Origin of the sequence: Enterobacter asburiae, from assembly GCF_008080435.1 — a bacterium.
Classification (GTDB): domain Bacteria; phylum Pseudomonadota; class Gammaproteobacteria; order Enterobacterales; family Enterobacteriaceae; genus Enterobacter; species Enterobacter asburiae_C.
Genome location: NZ_VRKN01000006.1, coordinates 67287 through 86387, shown reverse-complemented (window position 1 = coordinate 86387; position 19101 = coordinate 67287). Strand labels below are relative to the sequence as shown.

The following is a 19101-nucleotide window of genomic DNA, read 5'->3' as shown; positions in this document are numbered from 1 at the left end:
TAGGGCACCCTGTAGGCCCGGTAAGCGGTAGCGCCACCGGGCTTTTCAGTTACTTGTTTTCGTCAGGCAACGCATACGCGACGATGTAGTCGCCCATCTTCGTGCCAAACGAACCGTGACCGCCCGCTGAGATGACAACGTACTGCTTGCCATTCACTTCATAGGTCATCGGCGTGGCCTGTCCACCTGCCGGCAGACGGCCCTGCCACAGTTTTTCACCGTTGGTCATGTTGTACGCGCGCAGGTAGTTATCTGCGGTTGCCGCGATGAACAGCACGTTACCGGCGGTGGAAATTGGGCCACCCAGCATCGGCATACCCATATTGAACGGCACCGGAACCGGCATCGGGAACGGCATGCTGTCCTGTGGCGTACCAATACGTTTTTTCCATACGATCTGGTTGGTTTTCAGATCCAGACCGGAGATATAGCCCCAGGCAGGCTGTTTACACGGCAGACCAAACGGAGACAGGAACGGGTTCAGCGTTACGCCAAACGGTACGCCGTACTGCGGCTGAATGCCGGCTTCGGTACCGCTGCCTTTCGCGTCTTTCGGCTGCTCCATTGGGTTGCCCGGACCGCGTGGGATCAGGCGGGAAACGAACGGCAGCGCCATTGGGTTGGCGATCGCCACCTGACGGTTCGGGTCAACGGAGATCCCGCCCCACTCAAACATCCCCAGGTTACCCGGGAAGACCAGCGTGCCCTGCTCAGAAGGCGGTGTGAAGATGCCTTCATAGCGCAGCTGGTGGAACATCACGCGGCACACCAGCTGGTCAAACATGGTGGCACCCCACATGTCTGCACCGCTGAGGTCTTTCTTCGGACGGAAGCTCAGGTCAGAGAACGGCTGGGTTTTGCTGACGTAATCGCCTTTCGCTGCACCCTGTGGAACCGGTTTTTCCGGGGCAGGCACAACCAGCTTACCGTTACTGCGATCCAGGACGAAGATGTTACCCGTCTTGGCCGGAGCGTAAATCACCGGCACGGTTTTGCCGTCAACGGTAATGTCCGCCAGCGTCGGCTGGGACGGCATATCCATATCCCACAGATCGTGGTGAACCGTCTGGTAGCTCCACGCCAGCTTACCGGTGGTCGCGTTCAGCGCCACGATAGCGCTCGCATAGCGCTCCTGCTCCGGCGTGCGGTTACCGCCCCAGATATCTGGTGTGGTCACACCCATCGGCAGGTAGACCAGGTCCAGCTTCGCGTCATACGCCGCTGGTGCCCAGGAGTTTGGCGAGTTAAAGGTAAAGGTGTGTTCATCCGACGGGATCGCGTTGGGATCTTTCGCGCCCGGGTCGAAGGCCCACAGCAGTTTACCGGTATTCACGTCGAAGCCGCGGATTACGCCGGAGGTTTCACGCGTGGAGAAGTTATCCGTTACCGAACCGGCAATCACGATGGTTTTATCGGTGATGATTGGCGGTGAGGTTGGCTCATACAGACCCGGTGTGGTGTCCGGCATGTTGGTCTGCAGGTTCAGGATACCTTTGTTGGCAAAGGTTTCACACAGCTTGCCCGTCTCGGCATTGATGGCGAACAGACGGCCATCGTTCACCGGCAGCATGATGCGGCGAGGACAGTCGGCAACCACTTCCGGGCTCGCATTCTCGGCGCGCGCTTCGTGGTAAGAGACGCCACGGCAGGTGACATGCTGGAAGGACGGGTTGGAGTTCAGCTGCGGATCGAAGTGCCATTTCTCTTTACCGGTGGCCGCGTCGAGCGCGAACAGACGCTGGTGCGCCGTGCACAGGTAGAGCATGTTGCCGACTTTAATTGGCGTCACTTCGTTGGTCAGCTCGCCCGGATCGTTCGGCATTTTCACATCGCCGGTACGGAATACCCAGGCTTCTTTCAGGTTCTTAACGTTGTCCGCGTTGATCTGCTTCAGCGGGGAGTAACGTTGACCTTCCTGATTACGACCATACGCAGGCCAGTCTCCGTCAGCGACCTGAGAGATAGCTGCCGCAGGTGTGGATTCTGCGTTCAGCGTACCGTTAATCTCCTGCGGGTCGTTAAAGCCAGCCCAGGTCAGGATGCCGCCGCTGATTAACAGGGCCACCACCAGCGCCGCAACGGCACCGCTGGATGGCACAATCAGGCGGCGCCAGACGAACGGCAGGATCAGCCAGATACCGAAGAAGACCAGGATGTCGCTGCGCGGCGTCAGTGCCCAGAAGTCGAAACCGACTTCCCAGACGCCCCAGATCATCGTGGCAAGAAGGAGTGCGGCATACAGCCACAGTGCAGATTGTTTTCTACGCAACAGCAGGACGGTTACGGCAACCATAACCAGACCCGCAATCGGGTAGTACCAGGAGCCGCCTAAAGCGACCAGCCAGACGCCACCGATTAACAGATACAGCGCGCAGAAGGCTGCGAAAGCGGCTGTTAATGTCACCAGTAGACGCGGCTGTTTAGAGTTTGTTTCAGCCATAGAAAGTGTACTCGTCAGTTTTTGTTAATAATTTGCTAGCAACTAATTATAGGTATTAACAAGTGTGATCGGAATCACAATATTTGCTTTTTATAACTCATACGCCAGGGTTATCCATTTGCTGATATAATGGCTGGCTTGCGTATCAATGCTGGATATTAACTCATCCGTATTGAGAGATTTTCATTAAAATCATTTGGTTAGTAATATGAAACATACTGTTGAAGTGATGATCCCGGAAGCCGAGATCAAAGCGCGTATCGCCGAACTGGGTCGTCAAATCACCGAACATTACAAGGACAGCGGCAGCGAAATGGTGCTGGTCGGTCTGTTGCGTGGCTCTTTCATGTTCATGGCAGACCTGTGCCGTGAAGTGCATGTGCCCCACGAGGTCGATTTTATGACCGCCTCCAGCTACGGCAGCGGCATGTCCACAACCCGTGATGTGAAAATCCTGAAAGATCTGGATGAAGATATTCGCGGCAAAGATGTGTTGATCGTTGAAGACATTATCGACTCCGGCAACACGCTGTCAAAAGTGCGCGAGATCCTGAGCCTGCGCGAGCCAAAATCTCTGGCGATTTGTACGCTGCTGGATAAACCTGACCGTCGTGAAGTGCAGGTGCCGGTAGAGTTCGTGGGTTTCTCGATTCCGGACGAATTCGTCGTCGGTTACGGCATTGACTACGCGCAGCGTTATCGTCATCTGCCGTATGTTGGGAAAGTGGTATTGCTGGACGAGTAATTGCGGGCTGATGCCCTCACCCTGGCCCTCTCCCACGGGGAGAGGGAGAAAACCGTAGGCCGGGTAAGGCGCAGCCGCCACCCGGCTTTTTAACGGGCACTTATTTATGATTGACGTGCTTAAGCTGAAGGTTGGCAATCCCCGAACGGTAACGCTGCTCCAGCGTTTCGCGGTTGGTGGCGGTGACTTCCAGATTGCGCAGCAGACCATCGTGAATACCGTACGCCCAGCCGTGGATAGAGACCTTCTGCCCGCGTTTCCACGCCGATTGCATGATCGTTGAGTGGCCCAGGTTATATACCTGCTCCATCACGTTGAGTTCGCAAAGGGTATCCATGCGACGTTCCTGCGGCATTTCGCCCAGCAGTGAGCTATGTTTGAACCAGATATCGCGGATGTGCAGTAGCCAGTTATCAATGAGCCCCAGTTCCGTGTTTTCAACCGCCGCCTGCACGCCGCCGCAGCCATAATGGCCGCAAATGATGATGTGCTCGACTTGCAGAACGTCAACGGCATACTGAACAACAGAAAGACAGTTGAGATCGGTGTGAATCACGAGATTGGCGACATTACGGTGAACAAACAGTTCGCCGGGTTCAAGGCCGGTCAGGCGCTCCGCCGGTACGCGGCTGTCGGAACATCCAATCCAGAGAAAGCGTGGGTTCTGAGCCTGCGCGAGTTTTCCAAAAAATCCGGGGTCTTCCTCCACCAGCATTTTTGACCATAGTGCATTGTTGCTGATGAGTGTATCTATGTTGTTCATGGAGGTTAGCGACCTGTAACCGAGTTATTGCGTTGCGCTACTATAGGGTAACCCGACTTTTAATGAAACCACACAACGTGTGTAAGAACTGAAGGTAAGTTAATTTCATGGCAATTGCACTGGAGCTTGAGCAGCTTAAAAAAACCTATTCGGGTGGCGTTCAGGCGCTACGCGGAATAGATCTTAAAGTAGAGGCCGGCGATTTTTACGCGCTTCTGGGGCCGAACGGAGCAGGGAAATCGACCACCATTGGGATTATCAGCTCGCTGGTCAATAAAACGTCCGGCCGGGTGAGCGTCTTTGGGTACGACCTGCAAAAAGATGTGGTGAACGCCAAGCGCCAGCTGGGGCTGGTACCGCAGGAGTTCAACTTCAACCCGTTCGAGACGGTGCAGCAAATTGTCGTTAACCAGGCGGGTTATTACGGCGTTGAACGTAAAGAGGCCCTTGAACGCAGTGAAAAGTACCTGAAACAGCTCGATCTGTGGGAAAAACGTAACGAACGTGCGCGGATGTTATCCGGCGGGATGAAGCGCCGCCTGATGATTGCCCGCGCGCTGATGCACGAGCCAAAACTGTTGATTCTTGATGAACCCACCGCAGGTGTGGATATCGAACTGCGTCGTTCCATGTGGGGCTTCCTGAAGGATCTGAATGATAAAGGCACCACTATCATTCTGACCACACACTATCTGGAAGAGGCGGAGATGCTGTGCCGCAACATCGGCATCATTCAGCACGGCGAGCTGGTGGAAAACACCTCGATGAAAAATCTGCTCTCCAAGCTGAAATCAGAAACCTTCATCCTCGATCTGGCGGCGAAAAGTGCGCTGCCGAAGCTGGAAGGGTACAACTACCGGCTGGTGGATACCTCAACGCTGGAAGTGGAAGTGCTGCGCGAGCAGGGCATCAACAGCGTATTTTCACAGCTGAGCGCGCAGGGCATTCAGGTATTGAGTATGCGTAACAAAGCGAACCGACTGGAAGAGCTGTTTGTCTCTCTGGTACATGACAAGCAAGGAGACAAGGCATGACGCATCTTTACTGGGTCGCGCTGAAAAGTATCTGGGCGAAAGAGATCAACCGCTTTATGCGCATCTGGGTGCAAACCCTGGTGCCGCCGGTGATCACCATGACGCTCTATTTCATCATCTTCGGTAACCTGATCGGTTCCCGGATTGGTGAGATGCACGGTTTTACCTATATGCAATTTATCGTACCGGGCCTGATTATGATGGCGGTGATCACCAACGCCTATGCCAACGTGGCCTCGTCGTTCTTCAGCGCCAAGTTCCAGCGCAATATTGAAGAGTTACTGGTCGCGCCTGTGCCGACGCACGTCATTATCGCTGGCTACGTGGGCGGTGGTGTGGCTCGTGGGCTGTGCGTGGGGATTCTGGTCACGGCGATTTCGCTTTTCTTCGTACCGTTCCAGGTCCACTCGTGGCTGTTTGTCGCGCTGACGCTGCTCCTGACGGCGATCCTGTTCTCGCTGGCCGGTCTGCTGAACGCCGTGTTCGCCAAAACGTTTGACGACATCAGCCTGATCCCGACCTTCGTGCTGACGCCGTTAACCTACCTGGGTGGGGTGTTTTACTCTCTGACGCTGCTGCCGCCGTTCTGGCAGGCGCTGTCGCACCTGAACCCGATCGTTTACATGATCAGCGGCTTCCGCTTTGGCTTCCTCGGTATCACTGATGTGCCGCTGTTTACCACGGTGGCGGTGCTGGTGGTGTTCATCATCGCCTTCTACCTGCTGTGCTGGTATCTGATCCAACGCGGACGCGGTCTGCGCAGCTAACCTTCTGCCCGGCGACGTTCTGTTTGCCGGGCACTTTCTTTGACAGTTATCACCGAAAGCCAACCTTCACTCCGCTAAACTACTTGCCTGCTAAGGAGAGAGTTATGCTGGGATGGGTTATCACCTGCCACGATGAACAGGCGCAGGACATGCTGGATAAACTTGAAGCCAGATTTGGCCCGCTGGCGCAATGCCGGGCGGTAAATTACTGGCGCGGGTTGAGCACCAATATGCTTGGCCGCATGATGTGCGATGCTCTGCATGAAACGGATACCGGTGATGGCGTGATTTTTTTGACCGATAAATCGGGCGCGGCGCCTTACCGGGCAGCCGCTTTGCTGAGCCATAAGCATGCGTGCTGTGAAGTCATCTCGGGGATCAACTTCGCCCTGCTGGCGTTAATGTATCCACAGCGTGAATTATTAAGCAGCACTGAGTTTCGCCATGCTATCGTGGCGCAGGGCCTACCGGGCGTCAGCAGCCTGTGGCATCAGCAGCAAAAAAATCCTCCTTTCGTCCTGCTCCATGACCTGTATAAGAATTAAACGTTGGTATTGATGTCTCATTTGTTACAATAGCGGCAGTTTCCCGCATCGATTAAGACACCATGTTACCGCGTATTCTTTTCTTGTTATTGATGCTCGCTTCCGGCGTCAGCTCAGCCAGTTTACTTAGCCAGCAAACTCTGCCTGCCCAGTATATGCAAACCACCGAAGATGCGGCGATCTGGGCGCAGGTGGGGAATAGCGTGATCAACGTGGGTAACGTGCGTGCCGGGCAGATCCTGGCCGTTGTGCCCGCGGCGGCGGACTACTACGAATTTCGCTTCGGTTTTGGTACGGGGTTTATCGACAAGGGGCACCTGGAGCCGGTTCAGGGGAAACAGCGCGTCGAGGATAGCCTCGGGGATCTCAATAAACCCCTGAGCAATCAGAACCTCATTACCTGGAAAGATACGCCGGTATATAACGCACCTTCCAGCGGTAGCGCACCGTTCGGCACATTAAGCGCTAATCTTCGCTATCCGATACTGAACAAACTGAAAGATCGTCTGAACCAGACCTGGTATCAGATCCGCATCGGCAACCGTCTGGCGTGGATCAGCAGTCTGGATGCGCAGGAAGATAACGGCCTTCCGATTCTGACCTACCATCATATTTTACGTGATGAAGAGAACACACGTTTTCGACATACGTCCACGACGACCAGCGTACGTGCGTTCAATAACCAGATGGCCTGGCTACGCGATCAGGGCTATACCACGCTGACGATGTATCAGCTGGAAGGGTACGTGCGTAACAAAATGAACCTGCCTGCGAAATCGGTGGTGATCACCTTTGACGATGGCCTCAAATCGGTCAGCCGCTATGCGTATCCTGTACTGAAAGAGTACGGCTTTAAGGCTACCGCGTTTATTATCTCTTCCCGCATAAAAGGCCATCCGCAGAAATGGGACCCTAAATCGCTGCAGTTCATGAGCGTGCAGGAGATTAAGGGCATCCAGGATGTATTCGATATCCAGTCTCATACCCACTTCCTGCACCGCGTGGATGGCAATAAGCATCCGATTTTACTGAGCCGCAGCTATCACGTGATCCTGTTTGATTTTGAACGATCACGCCGGGCGCTGGCGCAGTTCAACCCGCGCGTGCTTTACCTTTCGTATCCGTTTGGCGGCTATGACAGCAAAGCGATAAAAGCGGCAAATGATGCCGGTTTCCATCTGGCGGTGACAACAGTGAAAGGGAAGGTGAAGCCGGGGGATAATCCGTTCTTGCTGAAACGTTTGTATATTTTAAGAACGGATTCGCTGGAGACGATGTCGCGGCTGATCAGTAATCAGCCGCAGGGGTAGTATCAGAAATAATCAATCGTAAACGTGGCGATGGCTTTGAAATTACCTGCTTTGAGCGGGGTATTATTGTCTCTTCCCATTGTGGCCTCAAAGGGGAGGTCGACACTTGAGCTGGTTCCAACCTGATAAGCTAAAGGTACATAAATATAAGAGGGATCGTTAATAAAAGGTTCACCATGGCCGGACGGGTTTGCCGTAAATAGCTGCTCAATGGCCACGCCAACGCCTGCAGCAGCATTCGACGTTAAAATATTCAGCATCAGGACATCCGCGCCTGAGGTGCCGTCTGTTTTGTTAGAGCTAACTTTGTATTTAATCGCCGCAACGTTATTGCAGCCTTTCAACTGGAGATTGAAGGTTTGACGTGGGTAAAAACTGTCTCGTATAGAGGAAAACATGATTTCACCAAAATCGACATTGTTTGTGCCCCCATTAACGACTGCAGCCTGACAGGTCGAAGAGGCAACAGGCAAACTGAAGGTCGACATCGTTACATTAAACCACCAGGGTTTGTTATCGGTACTGGTGTGACCACCAATTGACATGCCGCCGATTTTTTTATCCATACCTGGCGTCAGTCTCGTGACATTATTGGTGTTACCAATAAATTGGTTGGACTGAACGATTTTAATTTGCGCTGCCCAGTTATGGCTTGCCACGCTACTATGTACAGGAAGGTCTGACCATCCGTCATTCGAATACTGGAAATAAGATCCTTCTGAGGTATCGCTGTAGATACGGACGGCGTAATAAATACCCGTAATGTTCGTTGGCCAAAGTGCCTCCCTGCCATCACCTAAAGCATCATAGGTGATGTTTGACATCTGGTCACCATCGGTGCCTGCACTACAGTTCGACCATAGCGCGGGCGAAAGTTGAGCTGTGAACGGCCCGGCAATATCGATATATTCACCGGGCCCTAAACTGTCGACGGTCTTAAAATATATAGGTGCACCGGCCGCCGTGTTGACGATAGTGGATGTGCCGCCTTCGCCATGGTCGCCCATTGCGCACTCTGCCCATGCATGGCCTTGAATCAGCAATAAACTTGCAGCGAGCAGCTTAGCCAGTGCGATGATTTTCGAGCATCCTTGTTTCATCATGAGTATATTCTCCTTATTTACTCTAGTTATATGTCGCATTTACCACGACCCGGCTGGTGACTTTCCCTGCCTGTACCTGACCCGTATTTTGTAGGCGAGCATAAAATTGATAGTCCTTTGCCCAGTTCACTGGATCAGTGTCGAGCAATACACTGGAGCTACCGTCGGTATTTAAGACGTTAGTATTTAAGTCCTTTGAAAAAATCACTACGCCCGTGTTTTCTGCACCACCTTCTGCCAGGGACGTTTCGTTGATAAATACCTGACGCGTGCTGGTGGGCCATTGCTGGCTTTGTGGCTGGAAGCTGAAATTCAGCTTCTTAACATCGCTATTGGCAGAACAACTTTCTACGCTGACGGAAAATTCTGTCCCGGCTGCGGCATCTGTAGGCTGGAGGCGTGAACTACCATCACCATTATAAAACCAGTTTTTACCTACCGTCGGAAGATGGACTTTTCCGTCGCCCGGAACAGATATCTGGCAGGTGTTTTCTACAATATTGGCATTGAACGTAATATCCATGCCTGTCTCTGCGGACAGACATGGGGCAGACCAGTGCCAGCTGATAAGTCCCGCCAAGAACAGAGTTCTCTTCAGGACATTATTATTTGAAATTTTTGACATGGCGACTCTGCCCCTGCTGATTATTATTGGTAGGTGATGACAAATGTCACTGGTGCGCTTGCATCGCCGGGCGTTACATCAGCAATATTCTTCCCTTTTGCCAGGACAATACGGGCTGCCATATCAACGATTGTCGTTGAACTGCTAATCACTATATTCTGCGTGGGTTTGGTACTGCAGCTTAATAAAGTGCCGGACTCTGCCGTATCCTTCCATACTTCGAATCCTGTCGCATGTCCAGCAGCAAAAGAATCACCGTTAGCACTTGTACCGGAACAACCGCCACCTGAGCCAGGAATGGCCTGTACGCTGGCGTTTTTTACCCCAGCGCAGCCGCTAAAAGCAATTTTGAACGGCTCGCTGCGGCTTTTGGCAACCAGGTCAGATTTGAAGACATCGCCGAAGGCCAGGGTGCTGATCGGCTGACCGCCAGCATTCTGGATCTGAGCAGTACAGGTGCCAGCTTCAATCGTAGAGGTAAACGTTGCCTGTACGCTCGTAGTACCGGTAATTGCGCTGGCAGAGGCGGTAAAAATACCGGCAGAAACTGCCAGAGCAATGAGTGTGGACGATTTCATGTTCATCGTTGCGTATCCTTCCGCTTACTGGTATTCAAAGTTAAAAGTGGCAATCGCGCTAAAATCACCCGTTGTAGCCTGATCGGTTTTGGTTTCTACAAGGCGGGCAACCAATGCGACTTCCTGGCTACTAATTTCCTGTGGGCTCCATACCAGGCGTTTTGCATCCTCTGTCGCGTTAATCGTGAATGGTGTCATTGGAGCAGAGGCACGGGCGATGGAAACCCCCATATATTCAGCCATATTTGTTGCCGCAGCATTCATGATAGCGGTGGCGAGATCTGTAGATGCAGTGCCAGAAACGGTAGTTTTTAAACCTGCCAGACTTGAAGGGCATTCAATAATTTTCAGTTTAAAAGCTGTCGTTGCGCTATCAGAACCACTGGTAATATCCGCCAGCGATGTTTTACCACCAGCACCGATAGGAATAATGTTGGCCTTTCCATCGCCCGTACCGCCTTCGATTTTCATATCGCAGGTTGTTTCACGCAGCGTTGCGGTGAAAGTCACATCCAGGTTGGCGCCTGCAGCAAATGTCTGTGAACTTACGGTCAAAGCCAGGAATGCGGCGAGACGCGTAAGTGCTATTGTTTTCTTCATTAAAATAACTCCCTGTTAAAAAATTACATCTGGCAAGTCTGGTTGGTAAGCATGGTCGTCAGGCCCACTTTCTGTGCCGACGGCGTTATTTGGTATGTCACGGTGCATGTACTGTCGGCACCACTGCCCCAAACGACGTGTAATTTTCCGCTATCTTCAACGCCGCGCACATAGGCTTGTCCCGCCTGACCTACCGAGCCGACAGAATGGCCCTGTTCATCGACGACATCTGCACCGAGCGGAATAAAGCTATTATCTGAACGGTGTAGATCGAGCAGTAACGATTTGCCCTGATCGGTTTCGAAATCGACTCGAATAACCGCTCCGCTGCGCGGGACGGCCACTGAACTGGTGCTTTTCACCTCAACGTCTGATTCTATTTTTGAAATATCAATCCCGACGGTGTTTTCGCGGTAGGCGGATAAATAGGGCATTACGGCATAGCCTGAACTGCCAATGACCCCATCACCCACGGTCAGATGCGCGCCTTTCGCCCCCGGTGCGCTGACCAGTGCCAGCGTATCGGTATCACCGATACTGCCAGGTGCAAATGTCACACCACCAGAATGCATCAGTACGCCGCCGCTATAGCTCATTGAATATTGCTGGCTGTTGTCATCGGAGGCTGAAGCTGAAACGCTGACCGGTCCGTATGGACTGTTATAGCTGCCGTAACCGCCGACCTGGTTGAGATCGCCGCTGTCGGCATGGCTGGTACTGGCGTTTACGCTGTAGTTAAAACGGTAATCCTCTGTATTGCCGTTGGCACTGGTGTTGAATGCCGTACTGTTTTTGAAGTCGGAGTTCATGCTCATGTTGACGCTTGAGAAACCGCCAGGACGTTTTTTATGCCCCAGTAAGTTTTCCAGAGGAATACTCAGGTTCAGGTAGACGCTGTCGTCCTTTTCACCGTATTCGTCATAGCTGCGTTGCAACGAAATGCTGTAGCTGCCCAGCCAGAATGAGTTGTTGTAACCTACTGAATACTGAGAGGTTGAACTGGATTCGGTCCAGTAATCCTGCCAACTGCCCGTTACATAAAGCGAACCGTAATCTGTCTTGCCTGCGGAGAGAGGTTGGCTGACGTTAAGCTGAATCTGATTTTTCATACGCTGGAAGCTGTTATACACATCCTCCCCGTTATGATTCGGGTTACGTGATGTATCACGATGTTTGACGTCTTCTGCCAGTGATGCCGCATCGTTCAGCGTGAGATAGTCTTCCGTGGAGAAGCGATAGGCTGCAACGTTGAACGAGGTACGCGTATCTTCTAAGAGCTTACTCCAGGAGAGGCGGTAACTCTGACCGGTCAGCGTACCGACACCGTCGATATCTGCATCGGAATGCGTAATGTCCAATGCAAATGCACCCACCCCGGTGTTCATGGCTATACCCAGAAGCCCGGAAAGGTAACCGATGTCCATATATTGCAGACCGGTGTAGCCGGTAAAGGTGTTATTAATCCCGTAGTAACCCGTGGCATAGCCGAGGCGAGGCTTATCACGCAGCCCGTCGTCGTTTAACTCACCCACGCCGATATCCCAGCGGCTATAACCTGGGCGAAGCATCTGGCTTACTGAAGAGTAAGGGACGGAAAACGTACGTGTGCTGCCATCGGACTCTTCAATGGTAACCATCAGATCGCTACCGTAGCCTGTGGTACTGAGATCGTTTATCTCAAAAGCGCCTGGCGGAACGGTGCTTTCATAGATCTTGCTACCACTCTGGCTGATCGTGACTTTGGCGTTGCTTTTCGCCACACCGCGAATGGTCGGTGCGTAGGTTGAAATACCGCCCGGCAGCATACGGTCATCGTTGTACATGCGCAGGCCGCGTAGGTTTAACGAGTTGAAGGCGTCGCCGCGCGTATAGGAATCACCAATCAACAGTTGTGCGCGTAGCGGCGTGATGTCGCGTTGCAGGTAGATATCCTGGCTCGAGTAGTCGGTGCCGCTTTCCTGATCCCAGTTTAATGTGCCGCGTGAACGCAAACGCCACGGACCCATATTAAAGCCATATTTCAGCCCGGCGTAGGCGGTATCGCGCGCACCATCCGTACTGTCGGAATGCCAGGCGTTAAGATCGTAAGAGAGCATTCCGGCGGTAATGCCATCCTCCCAAAGAGAAGGATCGACATAACCGTTAGGTCGACGTTCAACATAGATTTGCGGAACCGTCAGGCTTAGCTCTTGTGTTCCGGCGTCGTAATCCCATGTGGCGCCGGAAAATGCCTTATAAAGATCGACACAGGTAGCTTCAGGCGCGTCAGCGGTATCTTTGCCGACGGCTTCGTTTATTGCGTCAGCTTTAATGCCAACTTGCATTAAAACTTTAGGGGTGAAGCAGGGGCTAGCACGAGGTGTGCCGTTATCTTTAAAGGTAAACTCCGTGAGCAGTTTTTTCTTACCGTTAACGATTATTTGTGTTTTAAACGTGCCAGGTACAACCGGATTTCCCTGAGAAAAGCGGCTAACGTCAATATTCGTTCCTGTATTAAACAGAAACTGATCATTGAATTCGACCTCTTCACCACCAGAGGATGGCATAGCGTTTTTTTCGGCCGCATAAGAGGCCGATTGAAGCACTGTGCATATGGCAATACAAAGAAATGAGCGGCGAAATAACATTGCTATCACTAATCCGTTAGCTGCTAATTATTAGGGAAATTTATAACTATTTGATTTTTTTTAATTAACCGAAACGTCGTGCTTCTCAGAACCGCCGAAATCATTAATTGTGGTATAAGTGAATTTATTGATTTTCACTGCACCTGCGTTCTTCATTTCATAGGACTGGCTGGCAAATGGGGCGACCACATGCGGTTCTACTTCAAGGGCTTTACCACCGACTTTTATGTCAAATTTCGCCACGGAAACGTAATAAGGCGAATCATTTTTTGCAACCAGGGCATTACCCTGTTGAGTCCACTTCAGCTGGCCTGCAGCAATGGAAGAATCGCCTTTCAATCCGTCAGGGCGGAAGAACATTTTGATGCGTGTACGGAATGCTAACTGCAGCATGTTCTGGCTATCAGCCTCTTTTGATTTAGGCGGAACTTCCAGTACGTTGAACCAGTACATCGTTTCTCTGTCCTGCGGCATCGTCTGTCCAAGCCAGGTGATACGCACGGTCTGTCCTTTAGCCGGATCGACTCGGGATACAGGCGGGGTGACAATGAACGGTAATTTCAGCTCTTGCGGATTGGTCGTATCGCGGCCGTCATCAAGCCAGGTTTGTACCAGAAGGGGCTTATTACCGCGGTTTTCCATATTGACAGTGACGTCTTTAGCGGATTGCGGATAAATGACGCGCGTACCCGAAATAACGATATCAGCGAGAGCGGAATGGGAGACAGCAAAGGCCGCACTGAAAATAAGTGCGGTCATACACATTTTAAAAGGGCGCATAATATTCATCCATTAAATAAAAAAGCGCCCACCTCATCCGTGAGCGCATGACAGCTATTAAGCTATTATTCGTAGCTCATGGTGAAAGTAACGTTGCTGCTTACTTTACCGGAGGTCAGATCGTTGGTACCAGCAGCCCAGTCGGCGCTTGGAACATACGCAACGCGATAAGCCAGAGTACCTTCACCTGCAGTCAGGGTTGCAACCTGAGTATTGTTTCCTGGCAGACCAACCTGCACGCGATCGCTGTTAGCAGCGGTGTTGTTGTACAGCGCCAGGCTTACGTTGTCAGCGTGACCAGCAACAGTTGGGTCAGCTTTCAGAGTGCCGTTAGACAGCTCAGCAAATTGCTGAGAAGTAAAGGTTGCTGATGCTGTGGTCAGTGTATCCGGGCACTTGCTCAGGTGCAGTTCAAACTCTTTAGAGCCTACGCCAGTATCAACAGTTGTACCTTCAACATCGGATTTTTTTACAACTGGCAGCGTTACGGTCACGTTGTTTGCATCAACACCGTTGTTGGTAGTGATGACACACGTTGTGTCCGTTACCGCGCCGTCAAAGGTGATCAGACCAACATCATCAGCCATTGCAGAAACAGAACCCATTGCCATAACAGCTACAGATGCAGCCAAAACAGTTTTCTTAAACATATAAAACATCCATTTATTAAAAAAAATTATTCAGAAAAACCGGTGCTCATTAATAAAGCTTGCACAATATAATATTGTATTTATTAAATCGATAATCACTAATGCTTCAAGATGAATTGAGAAAAACTAAATTGACTGTTTTTGTTTGAAAAACAATATATTGCACACTGTTGTGCGGATTGGGTATCAGGGGGTGTTTGTTTTAACAGCTATCTTCGGCAATATTGTTACACGTTTAATTGTTATGAGTAAATGGGCGATTTATTTTTTATTTCAATGAAAGGCGAGGGGATGTTCGAAATATTATCGGTTTCTATTCTGTTTTTTTGCGGGAATGCATTCTCTTTGTGAATATAAAAAGAAAAGTAATGGGGCAAAAAAGAATGAGAGCGCAAACTGTAGAACATACTATCAGGCAGGAAAAAAGGGCTGTCTGTTTATGACCAGCCCCCGAATTTGTTATCAGGCAACCTGAACCGGAATCGCCTTCGCGGTGCGTTTCATGTCATTATCACCGTCGAAGTAAGCCACCTTCGGCTGCCAGCGACGCGCTTCTTCGTCAGACATCATCACAAAGCTGGCGATGATCACAATATCACCCACGTCTGCACAGTGTGCGGCAGCACCGTTGACGGAGATGATTTTAGAACCGCGTTCGGCAGCAATCGCGTAGGTTGAGAAGCGTTTACCGTTGTTCACGTTCCAGATATCAATGGCTTCATTTTCGAGAATACCCGCCGCGTCGAGAAAATCCTGATCGATCGCGCAGGAGCCTTCATAGTGCAGGTCGGCCTGGGTGACTTTCACACGGTGAAGCTTACCTTGCAGCATTTTGCGAATCATTACGTTTACCTTTCATCTTCCGGGTAGAAAAAACTACACCAGCTCAACCACTTTGTTATCGATAAGGCGGGCCTGACCGAGCCATGCCGCCACCAGAATTACCGCACGTTTGCTGGTCTCTGCAAGCTCCAGAAGCGTATCGGCATCTCGAATTTGAACGTCGTCAGCGCGAAGACCTTTATCGTTCAGCGCCTGTTCGGCGAGGGCGATGATCTCTTCGGCGGTCAATTCCTTCGCCAGTAGCTGCTCAGCCATGGTGTTCATGACCTTGCTTAAGCCCGGCGCGATTTTGCGCTGCTCAGCAGTCAGGTAGCCATTACGGGAGCTGAGGGCCAGACCGTCTTTGGCACGTACAATCGGTACGCCGACAATCTCGATATCGTAGCCCATATCGGCAACCATTTTGCGGATCAGCGCCAGCTGCTGGAAATCTTTCTCACCGAAGCAGGCAACGTCTGGCTGCACCAGGTTGAACAGCTTGCTGACGATGGTCGACACACCGCGGAAATGACCCGGACGGCTTGCGCCTTCCAGCATGGTCGAAATGCCCGGGACATCAACATAGGTTGCATCTTCTGTGCCATGGGGATACACATCCGCCGGAGCGGGTGAGAAGACAATGTTTGCATGGCGTTTTTTAAGCTTCTCGCAATCTTCCTGCAGGGTGCGCGGGTAGCGTGCCAGGTCGTCGGCGCGGTCAAACTGCATTGGGTTAACGAAGATACTGACCACCACGATATCTGCACGCGCTCTTGCTTCATCGACCAGCTTCATATGGCCATCATGCAGGTTGCCCATGGTCGGGACCAGTGCGATACGTTTACCTTCCTGACGCGCACGACGGATATGCTGGCGAAGCAGCGGCAGGGTTTCAATGATTAGCACAACGAGACTCCTTAATGGAAACTGTGTTCTTCACCCGGGTAAACACCGGATTCAACGTCGGCAATATACTGCCTGACCGCAGCGCGCATGTCGCCCGCTTCGGTGAGGAAATTTTTGGCAAACTTCGGAATATGCCCGCCGGTGATGCCAAAGGCGTCGTGCATCACCAGAATCTGACCATCCGTCACGTTGCCTGCGCCAATACCAATCACAGGAATGGAAAGGGCTTCAGTGATACGTTTCGCCAGCTCAACCGGCACGCACTCCAGCACCAGCAGCTGCGCGCCTGCGGCTTCCAGCGCCAGGGCATCATCAAACAGCGTCTGGGCGGCGTCACCGCGGCCCTGCACCTTATATCCGCCAAAGATGTTGACGGATTGCGGCGTCAGGCCCAAATGGCCGCACACCGGCACGGCGCGTTCGGTGAGCATTTTCACCGTCTCCGCAAGCCAGGCACCGCCTTCGATTTTGACCATATTGGCCCCGGCGCGCATGACGGCTGCCGCGTTTTCGAATGCCTGCTCTGGCGTGGCATAGGCCATAAACGGCAGATCGGAGAGCAGCAGGCAGGCTGGGGCACCACGGCGTACGGCGCGGGTATGGTAAGCGATATCCTCAACCGTGACCGGCAGGGTGGAATCATGTCCTTGTACCGTCATCCCTAACGAATCTCCGACCAGCATGACGTTGATACCCTCTTCGGCAAAGAGTTTGGCGAAGCTGTAGTCATACGCGGTGATGGTGGCGAAGCGTTTTTTTTCCTGTTTGCATTTCTGCAGTAAGGAGATGGTGGTTGGTTTCATACTGTTTCCTGATAGCCCAAAAGCGAATCTTTGCGCATTCTAACAGTAACATTCGAGGGAACAATGATTTTAGGTAACCGATTAGGCACAATTATTTTGAGGCTAATCGGCAGGGGAACCGGATCACCAGCGGGCGGGTCTTTCCGCGTTGAGTCTGTCCAGAATGGACTTGAGTGGGATGCCATCCGGGAAGATGAGATCGGGGGCGACTTCAAAGAGCGGCCAGAGCATAAACCCGCGATTTTTCATGTCGTAATGCGGAACGGCGAGACGTTCAGTATTAATGGTCTCGTGACCAAACAGCATAATGTCGAGGTCCAGCGTGCGCGGTCCCCAGCGCTCGGCTTTGCGTACGCGGCCCTGCTGCAGCTCGATGCGCTGGGTATTGTCCAGCAGCGTTTCGGCATTAAGAGAGGTATCAAGCACCACGGCAGCATTGAGATAATCAGGCTGATCCTGAGGCCCCAGCGGCGGGGTGCGGTAGAAAGAGGAGACCGCCACGATCTTGCTTTGCGGAATCTCCCCAAGTGCCTGTACGGCAGCATTAACCTGCTCCAGCGGAGAGGCTAAATTACTGCCAATGGCGATATACGCGAGGGTCATGCTGTCCCTTCACGACGCGGCGCGCGTTTGCGCGGACGACGATGACGGCGACGCGGTTCCGGCTCTTCATCCAGCCCGGTAAGCATATCTTTCTGCTCCGGCGGGGCGGAGACCTGGAATTCAGCCCACCACTGCGTCAGGCGCTGCAGTTCCTGATTTCTTTCAATTTCAGCACGCAGCGAGAGCAGATCGAAGGCGGCGCGGAATTTTGGATGCTCCATCAGCTTCCAGGCGCGTTTGCCCTGACGACGGGACATGCGCAGCTGAAGCTGCCAGATATCGCGCACCAGGGTGGTAATACGTTTTGGAATAGCGAGCGTACGGCACCCTTCGTCCAGCACGTCGTTTGCGGCCAGCGCGAAGGCATCATAATAGGCGAGCCCGCTCTCCTGGGTAATGCGCTGGGCCGTTTCCAGCAGCGGATACCAGAACATCGCCGCAAACAGGAAGGCCGGATTTACGCGCATGTCGTTGCGAATACGGGTATCGGTATTTTTCAGTACCTGCGCAATCATCCGCTCCATTGGGCTGTCGCCGCTTTCGGTGAAGTAGCGGGTAATTGTCGGGAACAGCGGCTGGAACAGGTTGTATTCGCGCAGCAGATTGTAGGTTTCAAAGCCGTGGCCGGCCTGCAGCAGCTTCAGCGCCTCTTCAAACAGACGGGCAGGCGGCACGTCGTTAATCAGCGTCGCCAGACGCGGAATAGGCTCTGCCGTTTCCGGGCTGATGCGCATATTCAATTTTGCGGCGAAACGCACGGCGCGCAGCATACGCACGGGATCTTCACGATAGCGCGTTTCCGGCGTGCCAATCAGACGGATCAGACCTTCTTTCAGGTCCTGCATGCCGCCGACGTAATCGCGCACGGTGAAATCCGCCACGCTGTAATAAAGGCTGTTGATGGTGAAGTCGCGGCGCTGGGCATCTTCTTCGATAGAGCCGAAGATATTGTCGCGCAGCAGCATACCGTTCTGGCCGCGCTGTGACGTGGTGCGATCGGATGCGCCCGCTTCGTGGTGACCGCGGAAGGTCGCCACTTCGATAATCTCCGGTCCAAACATCACGTGAGCCAGACGGAAACGGCGGCCAACGAGACGGCAGTTACGGAATAATTTGCGCACCTGCTCAGGCGTGGCGCTGGTCGTCACGTCGAAATCTTTTGGTTTTTTGCCCAGCAGTAAATCACGCACTCCACCGCCCACGAGATAGGCCTCGTAGCCCGCTTTATTCAGACGATAGAGCACCTTGAGGGCATTTTCACTGATATCTTTGCGGGAAATAGTGTGCTGCTCACGCGGAATAACCGACATGTGTGGCTGTGCAATAGCATCGTTCGCCATGCTCTCTTCGCGGCTTAGCACTTTACGGCAAAAATTAGCGACTCGGGTAAAAATGGTACA

Annotated in this window: 19 protein-coding genes; 5 read left to right on the top strand and 14 right to left on the bottom strand. The window is 52.4% G+C overall.

The features are described from left to right. Positions 1-49: 49 nt before the first annotated feature. On the bottom strand, positions 50-2440 hold the full coding sequence (locus FU672_RS13475; RefSeq protein WP_148243604.1) for a glucose/quinate/shikimate family membrane-bound PQQ-dependent dehydrogenase: 2391 nt from the start codon (positions 2438-2440) through the stop codon (positions 50-52). Between the two features lie 208 nt (positions 2441-2648). Between FU672_RS13475 and hpt the strand changes: the two genes are divergently transcribed. Next, positions 2649-3185 (top strand): hypoxanthine phosphoribosyltransferase, encoded by a 537-nt coding sequence (gene hpt / locus FU672_RS13470; protein WP_008501948.1) that lies wholly within the window; start codon positions 2649-2651, stop codon positions 3183-3185. Between the two features lie 100 nt (positions 3186-3285). Here hpt and can read toward each other — a convergent pair whose 3' ends face one another. Beyond that, positions 3286-3948 carry a carbonate dehydratase gene (gene can / locus FU672_RS13465; protein ID WP_008501947.1) on the bottom strand — a complete coding sequence of 221 codons (663 nt, stop codon included), beginning with the start codon at positions 3946-3948 and terminating at the stop codon, positions 3286-3288. Between the two features lie 107 nt (positions 3949-4055). Here can and FU672_RS13460 point away from each other — a divergent pair, with 107 nt between their 5' ends. From FU672_RS13460 to FU672_RS13445, 4 genes are all read left to right on the top strand, one after another. Then, positions 4056-4982, top strand: coding sequence for an ABC transporter ATP-binding protein (locus tag FU672_RS13460; RefSeq protein WP_048974999.1), 927 nt, complete (start codon positions 4056-4058; stop codon positions 4980-4982). Next, positions 4979-5749: an ABC transporter permease gene (locus FU672_RS13455; RefSeq protein ID WP_023334536.1), complete on the top strand. Its 771-nt coding sequence runs from the start codon at positions 4979-4981 to the stop codon at positions 5747-5749. The genes FU672_RS13460 and FU672_RS13455 overlap by 4 nt, the downstream gene beginning before the upstream one ends. A gap of 104 nt (positions 5750-5853) precedes the next feature. Next, complete coding sequence (locus FU672_RS13450) at positions 5854-6294, top strand: PTS sugar transporter subunit IIA (RefSeq protein WP_148243603.1); 441 nt, start codon at positions 5854-5856, stop codon at positions 6292-6294. A gap of 62 nt (positions 6295-6356) precedes the next feature. Next, complete coding sequence (locus tag FU672_RS13445) at positions 6357-7604, top strand: polysaccharide deacetylase family protein (RefSeq protein ID WP_148243602.1); 1248 nt, start codon at positions 6357-6359, stop codon at positions 7602-7604. A 2-nt stretch (positions 7605-7606) separates the two neighbouring features. On the opposite strand, the gene FU672_RS13440 is transcribed toward FU672_RS13445, so the two are convergent. The 12 genes from FU672_RS13440 to pcnB form a co-directional block, all read right to left on the bottom strand. Beyond that, positions 7607-8707 (bottom strand): fimbrial protein, encoded by a 1101-nt coding sequence (locus FU672_RS13440; protein ID WP_187360811.1) that lies wholly within the window; start codon positions 8705-8707, stop codon positions 7607-7609. A 22-nt stretch (positions 8708-8729) separates the two neighbouring features. Further along, positions 8730-9332 (bottom strand): fimbrial-like protein, encoded by a 603-nt coding sequence (locus FU672_RS13435; RefSeq protein WP_148243600.1) that lies wholly within the window; start codon positions 9330-9332, stop codon positions 8730-8732. A 23-nt stretch (positions 9333-9355) separates the two neighbouring features. Beyond that, on the bottom strand, positions 9356-9910 hold the full coding sequence (locus FU672_RS13430; RefSeq protein WP_148243740.1) for a fimbrial protein: 555 nt from the start codon (positions 9908-9910) through the stop codon (positions 9356-9358). Between the two features lie 24 nt (positions 9911-9934). Further along, on the bottom strand, positions 9935-10510 hold the full coding sequence (locus FU672_RS13425) for a fimbrial protein (RefSeq protein WP_148243599.1): 576 nt from the start codon (positions 10508-10510) through the stop codon (positions 9935-9937). Positions 10511-10533: 23 nt separating this feature from the next. Beyond that, positions 10534-13137: an outer membrane usher protein gene (locus FU672_RS13420; RefSeq protein ID WP_148243598.1), complete on the bottom strand. Its 2604-nt coding sequence runs from the start codon at positions 13135-13137 to the stop codon at positions 10534-10536. A gap of 60 nt (positions 13138-13197) precedes the next feature. After that, positions 13198-13902, bottom strand: a complete 705-nt coding sequence (locus FU672_RS13415; RefSeq protein WP_410053330.1) for a fimbrial chaperone — start codon at positions 13900-13902, stop codon at positions 13198-13200. Between the two features lie 80 nt (positions 13903-13982). Further along, positions 13983-14567: a fimbrial protein gene (locus FU672_RS13410; RefSeq protein WP_148243597.1), complete on the bottom strand. Its 585-nt coding sequence runs from the start codon at positions 14565-14567 to the stop codon at positions 13983-13985. A gap of 462 nt (positions 14568-15029) precedes the next feature. Continuing rightward, the gene (gene panD, locus FU672_RS13405) at positions 15030-15410 is read right to left on the bottom strand and encodes an aspartate 1-decarboxylase (RefSeq protein ID WP_023334546.1); all 381 of its coding nucleotides are present in this window, start codon (positions 15408-15410) and stop codon (positions 15030-15032) included. A 33-nt stretch (positions 15411-15443) separates the two neighbouring features. Further along, a complete protein-coding gene (panC, locus tag FU672_RS13400; RefSeq protein WP_148243596.1) occupies positions 15444-16295 on the bottom strand; it encodes a pantoate--beta-alanine ligase in 852 nt (283 codons plus the stop codon). An 11-nt stretch (positions 16296-16306) separates the two neighbouring features. After that, the gene (gene panB / locus FU672_RS13395) at positions 16307-17098 is read right to left on the bottom strand and encodes a 3-methyl-2-oxobutanoate hydroxymethyltransferase (protein ID WP_148243595.1); all 792 of its coding nucleotides are present in this window, start codon (positions 17096-17098) and stop codon (positions 16307-16309) included. A gap of 123 nt (positions 17099-17221) precedes the next feature. Next, positions 17222-17701 carry a 2-amino-4-hydroxy-6-hydroxymethyldihydropteridine diphosphokinase gene (folK, locus tag FU672_RS13390; protein ID WP_148243594.1) on the bottom strand — a complete coding sequence of 160 codons (480 nt, stop codon included), beginning with the start codon at positions 17699-17701 and terminating at the stop codon, positions 17222-17224. Continuing rightward, positions 17698-19095 carry a polynucleotide adenylyltransferase PcnB gene (pcnB, locus tag FU672_RS13385; RefSeq protein WP_072210735.1) on the bottom strand — a complete coding sequence of 466 codons (1398 nt, stop codon included), beginning with the start codon at positions 19093-19095 and terminating at the stop codon, positions 17698-17700. Before pcnB ends, folK begins: the two co-directional genes overlap by 4 nt. Positions 19096-19101: the final 6 nt, after the last annotated feature.